This window comes from Candidatus Bathyarchaeota archaeon, assembly GCA_030739585.1.
In the GTDB taxonomy this organism is placed as follows: domain Archaea; phylum Thermoproteota; class Bathyarchaeia; order TCS64; family TCS64.
Map to the genome: position 1 here is coordinate 74,867 of JASLYX010000004.1, position 14,300 is coordinate 89,166.

At 48.6% G+C, this 14,300-nt stretch carries 18 protein-coding genes; 6 read left to right on the top strand and 12 right to left on the bottom strand.

Annotated features, from left to right (window positions below; genetic code table 11):
• Positions 1 to 244: 244 nt before the first annotated feature.
• Positions 245 to 409: a hypothetical protein gene (locus QGG23_05025; protein MDP6048790.1), complete on the bottom strand. Its 165-nt coding sequence runs from the start codon at positions 407 to 409 to the stop codon at positions 245 to 247.
• 79 nt (positions 410 to 488) lie between these two features.
• Here QGG23_05025 and QGG23_05030 point away from each other — a divergent pair, with 79 nt between their 5' ends.
• Both QGG23_05030 and QGG23_05035 read left to right on the top strand, forming a co-directional pair.
• Positions 489 to 1,064 (top strand): hypothetical protein, encoded by a 576-nt coding sequence (locus QGG23_05030; GenBank protein ID MDP6048791.1) that lies wholly within the window; start codon positions 489 to 491, stop codon positions 1,062 to 1,064.
• Positions 1,036 to 1,164, top strand: a complete 129-nt coding sequence (locus tag QGG23_05035) for a hypothetical protein (protein ID MDP6048792.1) — start codon at positions 1,036 to 1,038, stop codon at positions 1,162 to 1,164. The genes QGG23_05030 and QGG23_05035 overlap by 29 nt, the downstream gene beginning before the upstream one ends.
• A 118-nt stretch (positions 1,165 to 1,282) precedes the next feature.
• Here QGG23_05035 and QGG23_05040 read toward each other — a convergent pair whose 3' ends face one another.
• Complete coding sequence (locus QGG23_05040) at positions 1,283 to 1,786, bottom strand: ferritin family protein (GenBank protein MDP6048793.1); 504 nt, start codon at positions 1,784 to 1,786, stop codon at positions 1,283 to 1,285.
• Between the two features lie 422 nt (positions 1,787 to 2,208).
• On the opposite strand from QGG23_05040, the gene QGG23_05045 reads away from it, so the two are divergent.
• Both QGG23_05045 and QGG23_05050 read left to right on the top strand, forming a co-directional pair.
• Positions 2,209 to 2,637, top strand: a complete 429-nt coding sequence (locus tag QGG23_05045; protein ID MDP6048794.1) for a 30S ribosomal protein S12 — start codon at positions 2,209 to 2,211, stop codon at positions 2,635 to 2,637.
• A 598-nt stretch (positions 2,638 to 3,235) separates the two neighbouring features.
• Positions 3,236 to 3,817, top strand: a complete 582-nt coding sequence (locus tag QGG23_05050; protein ID MDP6048795.1) for a 30S ribosomal protein S7 — start codon at positions 3,236 to 3,238, stop codon at positions 3,815 to 3,817.
• Positions 3,818 to 3,826: 9 nt separating this feature from the next.
• Here the strand turns inward: QGG23_05050 and QGG23_05055 are convergent, their stop codons facing one another.
• The 7 genes from QGG23_05055 to QGG23_05085 all read right to left on the bottom strand — a co-directional run bounded on the left by QGG23_05055 (position 3,827) and on the right by QGG23_05085 (position 10,258).
• Positions 3,827 to 4,648, bottom strand: coding sequence for a geranylgeranylglycerol-phosphate geranylgeranyltransferase (locus QGG23_05055; protein MDP6048796.1), 822 nt, complete (start codon positions 4,646 to 4,648; stop codon positions 3,827 to 3,829).
• A gap of 601 nt (positions 4,649 to 5,249) precedes the next feature.
• Positions 5,250 to 5,759, bottom strand: a complete 510-nt coding sequence (locus tag QGG23_05060) for a hypothetical protein (GenBank protein ID MDP6048797.1) — start codon at positions 5,757 to 5,759, stop codon at positions 5,250 to 5,252.
• A gap of 251 nt (positions 5,760 to 6,010) precedes the next feature.
• Positions 6,011 to 6,208, bottom strand: coding sequence for a hypothetical protein (locus QGG23_05065; GenBank protein MDP6048798.1), 198 nt, complete (start codon positions 6,206 to 6,208; stop codon positions 6,011 to 6,013).
• 476 nt (positions 6,209 to 6,684) lie between these two features.
• Complete coding sequence (locus tag QGG23_05070) at positions 6,685 to 6,849, bottom strand: hypothetical protein (protein MDP6048799.1); 165 nt, start codon at positions 6,847 to 6,849, stop codon at positions 6,685 to 6,687.
• 78 nt (positions 6,850 to 6,927) lie between these two features.
• Complete coding sequence (locus QGG23_05075) at positions 6,928 to 8,817, bottom strand: aldehyde ferredoxin oxidoreductase family protein (protein MDP6048800.1); 1,890 nt, start codon at positions 8,815 to 8,817, stop codon at positions 6,928 to 6,930.
• Entirely contained in the window at positions 8,810 to 9,277 is a 468-nt protein-coding gene (locus tag QGG23_05080; GenBank protein MDP6048801.1) for a 4Fe-4S dicluster domain-containing protein, read from the bottom strand. The genes QGG23_05075 and QGG23_05080 overlap by 8 nt, the downstream gene beginning before the upstream one ends.
• Positions 9,278 to 9,301: 24 nt before the next feature.
• The gene (locus tag QGG23_05085; GenBank protein MDP6048802.1) at positions 9,302 to 10,258 is read right to left on the bottom strand and encodes a threonine/serine dehydratase; all 957 of its coding nucleotides are present in this window, start codon (positions 10,256 to 10,258) and stop codon (positions 9,302 to 9,304) included.
• A gap of 167 nt (positions 10,259 to 10,425) precedes the next feature.
• On the opposite strand from QGG23_05085, the gene QGG23_05090 reads away from it, so the two are divergent.
• Positions 10,426 to 10,554 (top strand): hypothetical protein, encoded by a 129-nt coding sequence (locus QGG23_05090; protein ID MDP6048803.1) that lies wholly within the window; start codon positions 10,426 to 10,428, stop codon positions 10,552 to 10,554.
• A 223-nt stretch (positions 10,555 to 10,777) separates the two neighbouring features.
• Positions 10,778 to 11,119 (top strand): cupin domain-containing protein, encoded by a 342-nt coding sequence (locus QGG23_05095; protein MDP6048804.1) that lies wholly within the window; start codon positions 10,778 to 10,780, stop codon positions 11,117 to 11,119.
• 304 nt (positions 11,120 to 11,423) lie between these two features.
• Here QGG23_05095 and QGG23_05100 read toward each other — a convergent pair whose 3' ends face one another.
• The 3 genes from QGG23_05100 to QGG23_05110 all read right to left on the bottom strand — a co-directional run bounded on the left by QGG23_05100 (position 11,424) and on the right by QGG23_05110 (position 14,126).
• Positions 11,424 to 11,819 (bottom strand): ZIP family metal transporter, encoded by a 396-nt coding sequence (locus QGG23_05100; protein MDP6048805.1) that lies wholly within the window; start codon positions 11,817 to 11,819, stop codon positions 11,424 to 11,426.
• Positions 11,820 to 11,905: 86 nt separating this feature from the next.
• On the bottom strand, positions 11,906 to 12,124 hold the full coding sequence (locus tag QGG23_05105; protein MDP6048806.1) for a hypothetical protein: 219 nt from the start codon (positions 12,122 to 12,124) through the stop codon (positions 11,906 to 11,908).
• Positions 12,125 to 12,296: 172 nt separating this feature from the next.
• Positions 12,297 to 14,126, bottom strand: a complete 1,830-nt coding sequence (locus QGG23_05110; GenBank protein MDP6048807.1) for a cation-translocating P-type ATPase — start codon at positions 14,124 to 14,126, stop codon at positions 12,297 to 12,299.
• Positions 14,127 to 14,300: the final 174 nt, after the last annotated feature.

The window sequence follows — 14,300 nt, forward strand, 5'->3', positions numbered from 1 at the left end:
GTTCGATCGTGGCTTAATGATACTTAACGATAGCGCTGTGGTTCAGGAAAATGTCGCTTTGTTTCACTTACTAGCTCAGTATTTTGTACGTTCAGGGTTCTGGTTTAGGTTATTCAAAAAGGCCGATGTTAATCCTCCAGATCCTCGGAGATCTTGACATGACTTTCCGTAGTGGAACTATTAAATCCGACAGTTTTCTTCGGTCATTATTCATCTTTCTGCGCGCGCGATGTTATTTAAGATTTCATTTAGCTATAGAGGGATCGTATTGTCTCTCTTTGAGTATACCGTCGAGTAGAAGACGTTTGAGATCCATGGTGTAAAAGTTGGTGGGAACCCAGGTATCACCCCAACCGTGATGATTAGATCTATATTCTACAAGAGACATAGCATCATCCAGGATCCTCATAACGGACTCTTCGACGAGAAAAAGGATGAGACCGCATTATGAAGATGGCGGAGCAGACGGATAAGTCGGGCTACCAGCTATGGTAGACCTCGTAGCAGAAAGCTCCTTGGTTGCCGAGAGAGACATGGATTTCGTCGCAGGGGTTACAGAGATGCCTATAGTCTTGAATGTCCTCTCCGAGGAGAGTCAGGTGAAGTCTCTCCAATACGCCAACGACCAGGGATTCATGGACCGGGAAATCCTCAACTCCCTTATACCCCACTCAGAACCTTCTGTCTATGACAAGATCAAGGAGGGGGGCTGCTCCAGCGCGATACGCCTCCTCTACAGCACCAAGACGCTTCTATCCTCAGATAAGAGCGGACTCCCTGACAAGCTCCTACTGAAGGTTAAGGCCGCCGAGACAAAGAACATGTTGGTGGATACAATGGTTATTGATATCCCATCTGTGGGTTTAGCCGCGAAAGCCATCCACAGCATCAAGAATTGTTACGGTTATCCAGTCGGATGTGGAGCTCACAACTTTATCTCCTCTTGGAAGAGGCTCAAGAAAAGGTACTCGAGGGACGCTGTCACCTCTGCAGTTGCAGTGGCCAACTCGTTGCCTACGGCGTTGGGTGCGGACTTTGTTCTACGGACCCATCGAGGCAGCTGAGGACATCTTTTCCGCAGTCGCCTTGGTTGATGTCGCTTTTAACCAGATCGAGAAATGTGTGAGGCATGACAGGGAGCATCCTCGATATATGATAGGCTAAGATTTGCTTAAATTCATCCTACGTGTGCACAAGCCTAGGTCAGACAAAACTGGTAACGTGGGTTATTCCTAGGGCTCCAGATTGTCCGTCTATAGTGGCAATAAAGACGCACACAGTGTTAATTATCATAGTCCATAGTCAGTTGCTCTCCGTATAGAACCGTAAGCTCGCTCGTAAGCCTACCGAGCATCTCATGATGACTTCTCTCGTCTTCGATGAGACTTTGGATCCTCCCGACCGCCTTTTCATTAGAGATAATACGTGAGAGTTCGACGTAGTACCGCATCACGCTCTCCTCAACAGCGATGTGCTCCTTGACGATCTTAAAAGTCGTTTCGACAGCTAATTGCTGATCGATTACGGGGCTAATCTCAGGAAGCCTCCTAGGAGTAAAATCCCCCCTGTATGGCAGGTCAACGGCCTCGCCGAGGAGATAGGGTAGCTCTTTAAGCATATCCGAGTGCTTTTGACACTCTAGGGCGAGATGGGTGAATAGGGAACAAACAACCTCATTTTTTGTCAACTCAGCGAACTGGCTGTACCTAGTCGATAGTTGCTCCTCTATACCCCTTGCGGTGTTAAGTGCTTCAAGCAGGGAGAGTTCAGTGATATTGGATTTCAATATATCGAATAGCTAGATGCCTTCACCTATAAAAAAGGCAGATAGCCTCAAGGGGACCGTCCCGCTAATACTCTTCATCGGAGGAATAGTTCTTAATGAAAAAATAGACCTCTCTGACAATTCTATATAACGCATATACACCAAAAATATTACTGCCTATCATAAGTATCAGCCTAATGGGGGCCCCTGTCTCCATTTAGTTCACCATAGACGTTCTATCTGTGCTTTGATATAAAGGCTCAGAACCACGGGTCTAGGGATTCTCTCTGTAATGGCTTGACAAAATTCATCCCAGCTATTGATTATGAAAATAAATATTCAATACGCGCGCTATACAATACAGATCAAATAGACAATATTGGCCTGTGAGCTGATTTTCCACAAAGTTTAAAGATGCCCCCCTGCACGGCATAGCTGATTTCATGGCTAACGGGATGTACGCAGGCAGACGCCTCAAGAAAGTCCGGCGCAAGATGCGTTACAAGAGCAAGGACTACGTTCTTAGACTTAAGCGGAGAACCGATAAGAAGGGTCTCCTAGAGGGTGCCCCCATGGGTAGGGGCATCGTCCTCCAAAAGGTGGGCATTGAGTCCAAGCAGCCAAACTCAGCCATCCGTAAATGCGTCAGAGTCCAACTCATAAAGAACGGCCGTCTCGCTACCGCATTCCTCCCCGGAGATGGAGCCCTGAACTACGTCGATGAGCATGATGAGGTCACCATTGAAGGCATCGGGGGGCCCAGAGCCAGATCTATGGGAGATATCCCTGGCGTAAGATACAAAGTCAACTCTGTCAATGGCGTACCCCTGCAACTCATGGTAATAGGCAAAGTCCGTAAACCCATGCGCTAATCGCTTTAATTCTATTCTCTCCCAGCTTGAAAACGGGCGCTAGATTCACTAATTGTAGAGTCATACCAAGATTGTCCCACTGAACTTAATCTTCTAAAAAGGCCCAATGGTTCTCCAGTGGCGTTATTCATCAAATAGGTTGACGACGAATATAGTGGATTCTGAAAAAAACAAGAGGGCTGATGCGTAGGAGAGTCCACAGGGGGTTAATTGGAAAAAACAACTGTATAAGCACACATAATGCCCTCACCATATTTTACTCGAGCCTTATAGATATGGAACGAAAATAGCGGAGCCTCTGAGAGGTCAGACGACTAGGGATATCTCAATCAGGAACCTAAGCACCCAGTGTCCCGATACAATGATCCCTACAACCACCCCTAATTCCTCTCTCTCATACATAAGTAAATGGCTGGGAACAAGAGGCTCATGTTATACGTCGTCAATAGTACGGCGCCACTAAAAGTAAAATAGGCCACTCGCGCACGGAATGTTCAACATATACCCAACACTCCAGCTAAAGGGATGGCGATTCTTGGTAAACCTTTTATTTCGGTTTCGTGTCATGCATTTCTGGTTCAACGGAAGATGTGATTCCATGAGCAGTCAGATAACAGGGCCTCCGAAGCTATTTGGTGAGTGGACATTTGATGATATCTCTGTAAGAGACATCGGACTTGTGCGGTATCTAAACATCGAGCCTATCTTTCTCCCACACTCTAGTGGAAGGCATACGGCCCGCAAATTTAGGAAATCCGACATGAGTATAGTAGAACGCCTCATCAATGCCCTGATGCGTCCCGGCAGTAGCGGTGGCGGAAAGCCCCGCCTCATAAGTGTCGTCCGTAATGCATTCAAGATTATCAATATTAGGACGGGGCGCAACCCTGTTGAAGTCCTAGTCAGGGCCGTCGAGAACTCCGCCCCTAATGAGGACACAACACGCATTGGCTACGGGGGAGTCGTCTATCGCCTCGCTGTGGACATCAGTCCCCAGCGCCGGATAGACCTTGCCCTGAGATACATCTCCAGAGGAATCAGGGACGCCACGTTCAGCAACCGCTTAACACTTGAAGAAGTCCTAGCAACCCAGTTAATCGGTGCCGCTAACAACAACGCTAATGCTTTCTCCATCCGAAGGAAAAGAGAAGTTGAGAGAATTGCTCTCTCATCCAGGTAAACGGCAGACTCAAATAAAGCTTCCAAACAGGAAGCCAAATAGTCCGGACAACATCAACGGTAGGATCCAGTTTTTAACTTTTCTGCTATTTTCCCTACTCGGCTCTCTTAGTAATGAGATCGAAAGATAGATCAATCCTAGATCCGTGGCCGCCACGAATGGAATATACCAGAACGATACCAGATGCAGGTAGACTGGGACCACTGAGACTAGAACCGCCAGAACGTAGCTAGTAACAGATACAATCGCAGCAGTATCCCGACCTCTCAAAACCGCCACGGTTCTGATTCCAGATGCCCTATCACCCTCAATATCGACAACCCCCTTTGTTACCTCCCTCCCGGTGTTCGTGAGAAATGCAAGAAGGGCAAAGAGCATGGAGTGGCTTAGGCTAGTCTCCCCTCCAATAAAACCACCGTAAACAAAAGGAAGAGAGATACACCCGCTCACGATGAGATTCCCAGGGAGTCCCGTCCGCTTTCCCAATGTAGAGTAGAACATCATTCCCACCCAAGCTAGTGCTGCAATCAGCAGACTGCCCATGCTCGTCAATCCTGCCAATCCCAGCCCTAACACGCTGAAAACGAAGGTGACAACCAAAGCCTCCCCCGGGGACACTGCCAAGCTAGGAATGGGACGCCCAGGCTCGTTTATCACATCAATCTCCCTATCGTAATAGTCATTCACAGCCATGGCACTGCCACTTAGGAAGAATCCAACGAAGAATGCCAGGACCAGCTCCTGGACCGATGACGGGAGCAGAGACTTTTCGCCAATAGCCACCCCTACCAGCACCGCGAATCCCATCATTATAGAGTTCACTGGTCTCACGATCCGAAACAGTCCACCTATGGAGACCATACCTATCGAGTCTACAAGAAGAAAGATATTAACCCTGCTCCCCTAGATCGCTCTCGACGAGGGAACTAACGGCTTTTCGTGTAGTACAGAAGGCAATCGTAAAGACGAATAAGTTATTGTTACATCAATGCAGAGGATCAATCCCATTGAAAGCTGCAACTATAAACTGATTGACCCACAGAAACGCCAAAGGCTAGCAAAAAACACTGAGGAGGACCAGTTCAGGCCGATACCATCTCTGTGGGGAGGCGCATCATTAAAGATCTAGGATGCTTCCAAAAATAGAAATTCGCTACGGTTAGGGAATGTGATTATCAAAGGTATAATAACCTCAGCTGGTTTAACATCGAGCGATTAGAGATCCTTGACGACGAAAAGCTCTGGTTCCTTCACCGATCATCATCGATTCGAGTCCATAAAAAGGGCGAAAAAACTAAATATTAAACAATTGCCCCGTCTCGCGTGGAAGAGCGGCCTAGATGGCATGCACTGTCTCCAAGCTTTTCCCTGTGAATTTAGAGAAAACCTTTCCACATGAGGAAAACGCGATCATAATTTTCATGGCAGTCACTTAGGTTGGGAGGGCTATGACCTCGAGAACTGCCAACTCATCTTTTAGGTCAGTGTCGACCAAATCCTCTGGAGTTGAGGGCCTTACTACGAGGGCTGTGTCAAGTCCGTGTCTCCCCCCACCGATGGCAAGGACGGGCTCGGAGGCCAAGCCCTTCCCTGCAGCGATAACTACAGCCTCCAGAGCGGCCTTAACACCTGAACTGCAGGCCTGTAATGCTTCACGCATCTCCCTGTGATCCTGAATGTGAAGATCAGCATTCTCCACCAACACAACCTTCAGCTTCTTCATTGCCTTTTTCAAGGAGTTAGAGTACTCGAACTCTGTGACGCTCACGACCTTAGCGGATCCCTTTAGCGCCTCGCTGAACTTAATGACCTGTTTGCCTTTCATGCTGGCAATGACGACTGTGGATATACCACCTTTGTTGACTCTATCCGCGACAGCGTTGATGAGGGACAGAACTGTTTTTCCTGTGTCTAGGTGGAGGAGAATTTGATTGATATCCATGATCTGGTCTCAGTCTCCATCAAGATAGGAATCTGGTTTCTATAAAGCTGTTTATAGCGCGCGAACTCTATAAACTAGACTCAATACAAACGGTTAATTCTAAAAGAACGATTTAAAATAGACTCGTTTTCAAGCGAAGGAAAATGAGCGTGAGGTTGGATAAGCACCGGAAACTGGGTAAAAATGCAATCAAAAACAACCAGGTAAGATACAAGGGTTTAATGACATTTACACGCACATTAACGGTTATTCTAATGGGGTTCGTTTCCTTCCCAGGATCTACTCCAGTTTTCTTCCCAGTCTTCGGTAAGACTCTCTGATTCCCAGCCTTGACAATCGTAGCATAATTTGCCCATTACATCGCCACACTCTTTGCAGAACTGGGACTCGCAGTTGGAACAGTTATGAGCCTCGATGGCTTCCATTCCGCAGATCTCGCAGATAAGCATGGTATATTTCCACTAGTTGCATGGGTTGAATAATATTCATTAATAAATCTATTGAAGTGTAAACTGGCTTCTTTCAGGAAATCAGAAGATGATCCCCTGAAAGAATAATATATCCTCGAAGCTGAGATTTGAAATTGAATATGGATTTTCATATCTATTTCTACCCAAAGGCATCATTCGTGAGCTATCTAAGGATTGCAGCTACGCTAAGGTTGAGGCGGACGAATATGATTGCCTTTTGATCTACTACTAGTTAAATTATAACATCATGGTCGGCCCCCAAATAGATATTAATATGAGACTCAAGGCGGTAGACCGCTGCTGTGTGTAGATGTACATCCTCACGCCGACCACGCCCGATGTAGAGTGGGAGACCCCGAGAGGGGGATAAAATTCACCTAGCTGGCGAACGACGGTTTCAGCGATATTATAAAGGTGCCCCCTGAGTGATTCCACTCCCTTGACACGCTGTCACTCTAGATCCTAGAGGCTGCAGCTGACGAGCAGGAGAGGTCTGTAATAGAATTGGGTCTAAAGGACGAACCCTGATTACCAAAGTGGGCGGTAAGCCTCTCGACCTCGAAAAGTGCCCCATAGTCTATGAGAGGGCGGCTAAGTCTGACAGGCCCCTCTTTTTCCACCCCACCTCCCCCATTAACACTAATTGGACGGGTGACTGGCGACTGGATCCCAATTAGGAGGTTCGAATTCTACTGCGTTTATTTTAGCCTAGAAAGGTCGTTAGCCGCTCTATTCAGGCCTAATCTTCTTAAGGTCTTTGAGGTAGGTATCCCGGTCTTAAGATCCCAGCCTCTCTCCCCGTAATACTCGTCGAGCATGGGCTCCAACTCGAACACCGTACCCCTGCTCTCCCCCGCGATGAGGGGTTCCTCCCTGAATCTCCGGGGGAGGGTGTCGTCCTTCCGCCTCATCCCCTCTTTAACGTTAAAAGCCCTTTCGATGTTGACAATACGCTCCCCGACCCCACGGACCTCGGTTGGGGTCAACTGAATCCCTGTCGTGGCCTCTATGACTTTGGAGGAGAGATCGAATGTGAGGATCTCCATGTTCTGCATGATGTTCTTACAGGGCTGGAGGGAGTCGATAACTGCATTCCAGTCCTCGAAGTAGGAGACGAGCTTGCCTTTCCCCCTATATGCTCGCCTCATGGTCGCATCCGGGATCCCAAACATCTTTTCGCCGATCGCTGGGTCGTCCACCAGTTCTAGGAATGGTTCGCTCCTGAGATGGTCGCCTCCCCTACTCGAGACGGCATAACCTAGCCCGAATCCTTTGAGCCCTCGGGGATCAGCCATGATGATGTCAAGTCCCTTCACCTGCATCGTTAGGTCTATTCCGCGACCCAGCTTCCTCGCAGACATTGTGGTTCCATCAGCCAGCACGTCTCCGAAACCCTCGCGCAGTGCGATCTTATTGATAAGGGTGAGGATAGTCTCTTCGTTACCCCAGGAAAGGTCAAGACCATCGGCCTCCTCACTGGAAAGCATCTCTTTCTCGTAGAGTTCCATGACCCAGGCGATGCTCTCAGCGGTGGTGAGGATGTCCAACCCCAGCCTGTTGCAGAGGTCGTTCGCCTTGAGAGCTGTTTCTAGGCTCCTGTTCCCTATTCTCGACGTGAATGATCCCTGGGACTCGTACTCAGGTCCCTCGCCGTAGAGTCCTGCATGTTCTCCACTCTTTACGACGTAAAAGCGGCTGCAAGGGATTGTGCATGCGAAGCACCCCCTTCCCTTGACATTGAACTCCTCCGCGAGCCTCTCTCCGCTCACCTCGGCTGCGTGTTTGAATGTCCCCGCTGTATAATGCCTCGTAGGGAGAAAACCCCCGGCGTTGGCCATAAGGAGGATCCTCGTGGTACCCATACTCCGCCTGCCCTGGTATTGCTCGTGGCCTTTGATCTGTTCATTGATATAATCGACGAGCTCCTCGAACATCCTAGGCTTGGCGACACTGACTGAGCCCGTGCCCCTGACCACAAGGGCCTTGACCCCCTTGGATGCCATTACGGAGCCCATTCCTGTCCTCGCTGCAGCTCGCATAAGGTTCGCGAAAATACCCGCGAACCTCACTCCATTTTCAGCGGCAGGACCGATGATCGCAGTCTGAACACGTCTATCTCCGAGATCTGATTTGATGATTTCGTCTGTCTCATAGACTCCTCTCCCCTTTAGATGTGACGCGTCCGGGAATTCTACATCGTCATCGCGGATATGGATATAGATAGGATTCGTGCTCCGCCCTTCTAGGATAATCTGGTCGTATCCTGCATACTTTATCTCGGATGCTAAGTGACCCCCGGCGTTGGTGTCCCCTAGTATACCTGTCTGGGGGGATTTCCCTGAGATATTGAAGCGGCTTGCAGTAGGGAAACTAGTCCCGACCAAGGGGCCCGGTGCGAAATATAGTTTGTTCTCTGGGCCTAGAGGATCTGTCCCGGTGGGGATTTCATCATACATTCGCTTCACGTTAAATCCACGGCCTCCCAAAAAGCCCCAGGCAAGAGTTTTCTCTAGTTCAGTGACCGTTGAGATCCTTTTCGTGAGATTGATCCTGAGAACCTTCCCCGTGTATCCGCCAAATTTAGACATCTATACCCCACCTTTCCCTGAGCTCCTTGAAGACACTCTCAGGCTGATCCGTAACCTGGATCGACTCCTCATAAGTTAATGCGTCCGTAGGGCATTTTTTCACGCAGACTGGGTCGCCCCAGCATAGGTCACAGATTAGTGGCCTTGAGGCTTCATCGAGCTTGACAGCGTTGTAGATGCAGATCTTGGCGCATACCCCACAATTTATGCATACTTCGACGTCAAGGATTATTGCCCCGTTATCCCCCTTGTTGAGGGCCCCCACGGGGCATACATCGGCAGGGGGGCACTCACTACACTGGCGACAGTAGACGGGGTAGTCCAAGCCATATTTGTCCATTTTGACAACGTCTATCCGGGATAGGCTCGGGCTGAACCTCTTCTCGTGGTGGTATGAGCATACTAGTTCACAGACCCTACATCCGGAGCACTTGGCGGCGTCTACGACTATCCTATTCAATGAAATTCACTTCCTCCGTCTCCTCTACATTATATTTGCTGCCTGTTTCAACAGCCCTTCATCGATGTTCCCGCCAGAAACAACAACTCCAACATTCTTCCCCTTGAATCGTTCTGGATTCTCAATTATAGCTGCAGCTCCTACGGCCCCGGCTCCCTCCACCACCTGATGGTCAAATTGTAGGTGATTCGATATGGCCTTAAGTATAGTTTTCTCTCGGACTAAGATGAAGCCGTCTACGTGCTTTTTACATATCTCGAATGTGATAGAACTCTCCTCGATTCCCCCATGTAGTCCCTCAGCAATGGAATCCCTGAGTGGCATGTCAACGATGCTACCCATTCTTAGGCTCTCAGACATCACTGGCGATGCCATGGTCTGTACCCCAACTACCTCGATGTTTTTATCCGTGCCTTTAACGGCCGCGCCTACCCCTGAGATTAGCCCCCCTCCTCCCACCGGAACGAGAACGATATCGAAGTCCAGAGTTGACTCGAGCATCTCCAGCCCTAGAGTTCCCTGGCCCTCAATGATCTGGGGGTCGTTATATCCAGAGATAAAGGGTTTTTTCTGCTCTAGTCCCATTTTCCTAGCGAGTCTCTCGGCCTCCATATATTCCTCCCCGTGAAGAATGAGATCGACTCCGTATTTCCTTATCGCCTCGATCTTTACTCTAGGGGTATGTAAGGGGACTATGATGGTGGCTTCGACGCCTAGGTGGTTGCAGACGTAGCCTAGACCCTGAGCATGATTGCCAGAGGATGCGGCGATTATTCCGTACGGCATATCCCCAATTGAGAGCTGAAGGAGCTTGTTGAAGGCACCTCTCACCTTGAAGGAGCCAGTATACTGCAAGTTCTCGAGCTTGAGCATCACCCGCCCACCGCAAGCCTTGCTGAGGTACCAGGAGTAATGAAGGGGGGTGTGTCTCACCAGATGCCTGAGACGTCTGCCCGCGATATAGATGTCCCTCAGATTCATGGTTGATATAGAACAATTGGAATGCATACATTTCAGTTTGCCTAAGCACTGAATAGGAAGAAATAGTCTAGGCCCTAGGATTACTCATTTTGCGACCGTATAATAACGGCCCTTTTCGCGCGAATTGCCAAAGAACAAACTCCCTATGAACACGGAAATGGAAGCCCGTGGCGGAGTTCAAGGTCTGGCACGCGCGTATATCTAAAACAGAACTCGCTACGGTCGTTGATCCCAGCTTGGTGGAGACGGAGATGGTAGTGGAGATTGAGAGCAAAAGAGAGATACTCGGGGGATGACCCTCGTCGACCGTAAAGATACGGTTCTAAAAGAGTCTAAGAAGGCGAATATGAAGCCCACATCTCAATGGACAACACCATTTTTCTAGGGCTCATCTTTAACCGGCTGGTTTTGAGGTAGTCATATTATGATTGATCTGATTTGCTGTGGGGCCATTAACTGGTGTGAGCTGCGAGATAATCACCATTAACCTTAAGTTATATCTTCTAAGGAGGGTTAGACATGAAGACTTTTCTGAACGAGGAGGTTAAGGAGGATGAGGTTCCCGCTCCAGCAGACGGGGTGAAGATCAGGTGGCTCCTCACTGAGGAGACAGGAGCCCCCACCTTTTCGATGAGGCAGTTTACAGTGACGCCAGGGGGCTCGACCCCCCAGCACACCCATCCATGGGAGCACGAGGCGTACATCCTAGAGGGATCGGGCACGATACTCGGGGGAGAGGAAGTCGAGGCGGTTGAGGCGGGGACCGTCGTTTATATTCCCCCCGATGAGCTTCACCAGTTCAAGAACACGGGGGACCGGGAGCTAAAGTTCCTATGCATGATCCCCAACCAGAAAAAGTGACGGCACAGAAACTTATTTTTCTTTTTACCAGGTACCACTGTGAAAAACTCGAGTTAACGGGTTTTGTCCGTCGCTATTACGTTCAACTCATTATCTGAAAACATACGCTTGAGAAGAATTGGCTTGTCATGATGATCCAGTTTATCATGGGACTCTAAGAGAACCTCTGGCCTCACGCGTGTGATTTACTTCCAAAAATATACCCTCTTATTTATGATGCTCTTGGACAAGAGCTTCCATAGAATTCAAATTTTGATTTATTGATTTTAGAATACAAGTAGGCGCAGTAATAATGGTTGAGAGTTTACGATTTCTTGAGTAGTATCTGCACTTGCACGCCTACTGATGACGAAAAGTTATACCTAGATACCAGTTTACGCCAAAGCCAAAAAGGAATATCGCGAACTGTGTAAGCAACTTCCAGAAATGTTGCTCCTTCTTCAGCTCTGGTATGAGCTCCGAGGCTGATAGATACAAAAAAAGCCCCAGCTGAAAAAACTATGAGGGTTCCACTGAAGGTTTCAACCATCTCAAGGAAGAAATAGGCGAAGATCCCGCCAGCTACGAGAGATAGGGCGGCCACGAAGTTCAGGAGTAAGGGCCTGATCTTTTCAAACCCTGCATAGATAAGGAAGCCGTAGTCACCTATCTCCGGGGGAAGCTCGTGGAAGATCACCGCAATCGTGGTCGCGAGACCCATGAGAAACCCACATTGAAGCTCACAGCAATGATCACGTCATCAAGGAAATTGTAGATAGCGTACCCAAGGACATTCAGATAAGCGAATCACTTAGTATATGCCCTTACCCTTGTCTCGCTGAATTCGCCGCGATAACCATGCCCGTGATACCAATAAATGAACCGCTCTAAAAGGTAGAACGCCACAAATCCCCCAGCAACGTAAACGAAAACTATTGATCCTTCGATGTATTTCACGGCCTCTGGGAGGAGGTTGAAAAGTGCAACCCCAAGGATCGTGCCGGCTGAGGCTATTATGAAAAACATTATCTTGTGAAGGGTCTCTTCTTAAAGTGAGAGCGCCAGAATTCCAACTAAAGAGAAGGAACTTACGAAAAAAGTTGCAAATAGAATAGTGATCTGCACTGAACCGGTTGAAATCACTATAATTCAGTGGATTAAATTGTTAAGGATTTAGACTGCCTCAAAATGACCTAGTTCAATAAATATTTTCTTCCCGGGCCTTGATCCTACCTAACCTCATAGCATTTAGGATAACAGCTAGGCTGAGCCCCATGTCGCCCACTGCTACGGCTATCCAGAGAGTGATCCATCCAGGGATAGCTAGGACAGCCACCATAAGTTTGACGATTATTGAAGCCGCAATGTTCTCCTTGATGCGACCCATCGTGGCCTGGCTCAAACGGACGAGATAAATAATACGCATTAGGTCGTCTTCCATTAAGGCAATATCAGCCGTCTCCAAAGCCACATCACTCCCGATTGCCCCCATAGCGATCCCGACGTCTGCAGCAGCAAGAGCCGGAGCGTCGTTCACGCCGTCACCAACCATCGCCACCTGCCCATATTTGGACCTCAAATTCTCGATGGCTTCAAGCTTTTCATCGGGGAGAAGATGAGACATATAACCTCCCATATCCAGTTTCTCGGCTATTGCTTTAGCAGTAAGGGCGTTATCCCCTGTGAGCATTTGGACCTCCAGGCCACGCGTTCTCAATTCCGCGATTGTCTGCGGTGCCTCATCTCTAATCTTATCCATTAGGGCGATAACACCTATAGTATAGTCATCCTCAGAGACAAGTACCACAGTTTTCCCTTTCGCCTCGAGTTTCTCAACGATGCCTTCAAGGGGAACGATACCCAGTTCCTTAAGGAGGCGGAGATTACCGATGCAAAATGTCTTCCCGTCGATGCACACTTTTACTCCACGTCCAACGTAAGCTTTGAAGTCAGTGGTCTTTACTGGTTTGACTCCCGCAGCCTCGGCTTTAGCTAGGATCGCTTTTGCTATTGGATGTTCGGCCTTTACTTCGAGAGAGACAGCCAGCCTCAATATCTCTTCCTCGGTGAGGTCAAATGAAATGATATCTGTAACCTCCAACTCACCTTGAGTCAATGTTCCCGTCTTGTCGAAAGCAATGGCTTTTACATCGTTCATTCTCTCTAGAAATGTGCTTCCCTTGACAAGTATACCATTCCTGCTAGCGCTTGTAATGGCAGAGACCATGGCCACAGGAGTTGAGATGGAGAGAGCACAGGGACAAGCCACTACGAGCACCACAAGGGCACGATAGATCCAATCACTAAATGGTTCCTGTAGGATTATTGGAGGGATAGTTGCCACAAGGATTGCGAGTATAATCACCGCCGGCGTATAGAATCTAGCGAAACGATCCACAAACGCTTCTGTCGGGGAACGGCTCTCTTCTGCCTCCCTCACTAGTTTTAGTATCCTGGCGAGAAAAGTCTCATCAGCCATCTTGCTGACTCGCACCACAAGGAACCCATCAATATTGATGGTGCCTGCAAAAACGTCCGCCCCTTCAACTTTAGAAATTGGTGCAGACTCGCCAGTTATAGTTGCCTGGTTGATGCTAGAAGCTCCTTCAATGACCACACCATCAAGGGGGACTCTGTCTCCAGGTCTTAGGACAAATACTTCCCCGGGAGAGACCTCTTGGATGGAGACAGAAACCTCCTCTCCATCCCGCCTAATGGTCGCGTTCTCAGGTTTCAGATCCATCAGGGATTCGATGGAGTGACGCGCACGATCTGCAGCATAATCCTCCAGCCTCTCTGCAATATTGAACAAAAAAACCACTGCTGCGGCCTCCTCGAGATGCCCTATGACGAACGCGCCTATCGACGCGATTGTAATCAATAAGTTGATGTTGATTCGCCCCTCAATTAAGCGCCTTACACCCAATTCTGCGATGGTATATCCAGAGAGTATCATCGTGGAGACCAATAACAGATCGGAGACGAGAGATTGACCCCGGGAATAGTTTAAGCCGAGTCCCAGAACCATGGTGATAACGGAAATTGCGAGAGCCTCCCAACCCTCATTTGAGTGTTTGTGAACGTGAACTTGGTTGGAAGAGGGCTTGGGGATATGGTTGTGACCGTTTTCTGATATGCCTCTTATCCCCCTATTCTGCTGACTGAGAACATTGACCCTTATGAATTTAACGCTATAAAGGGG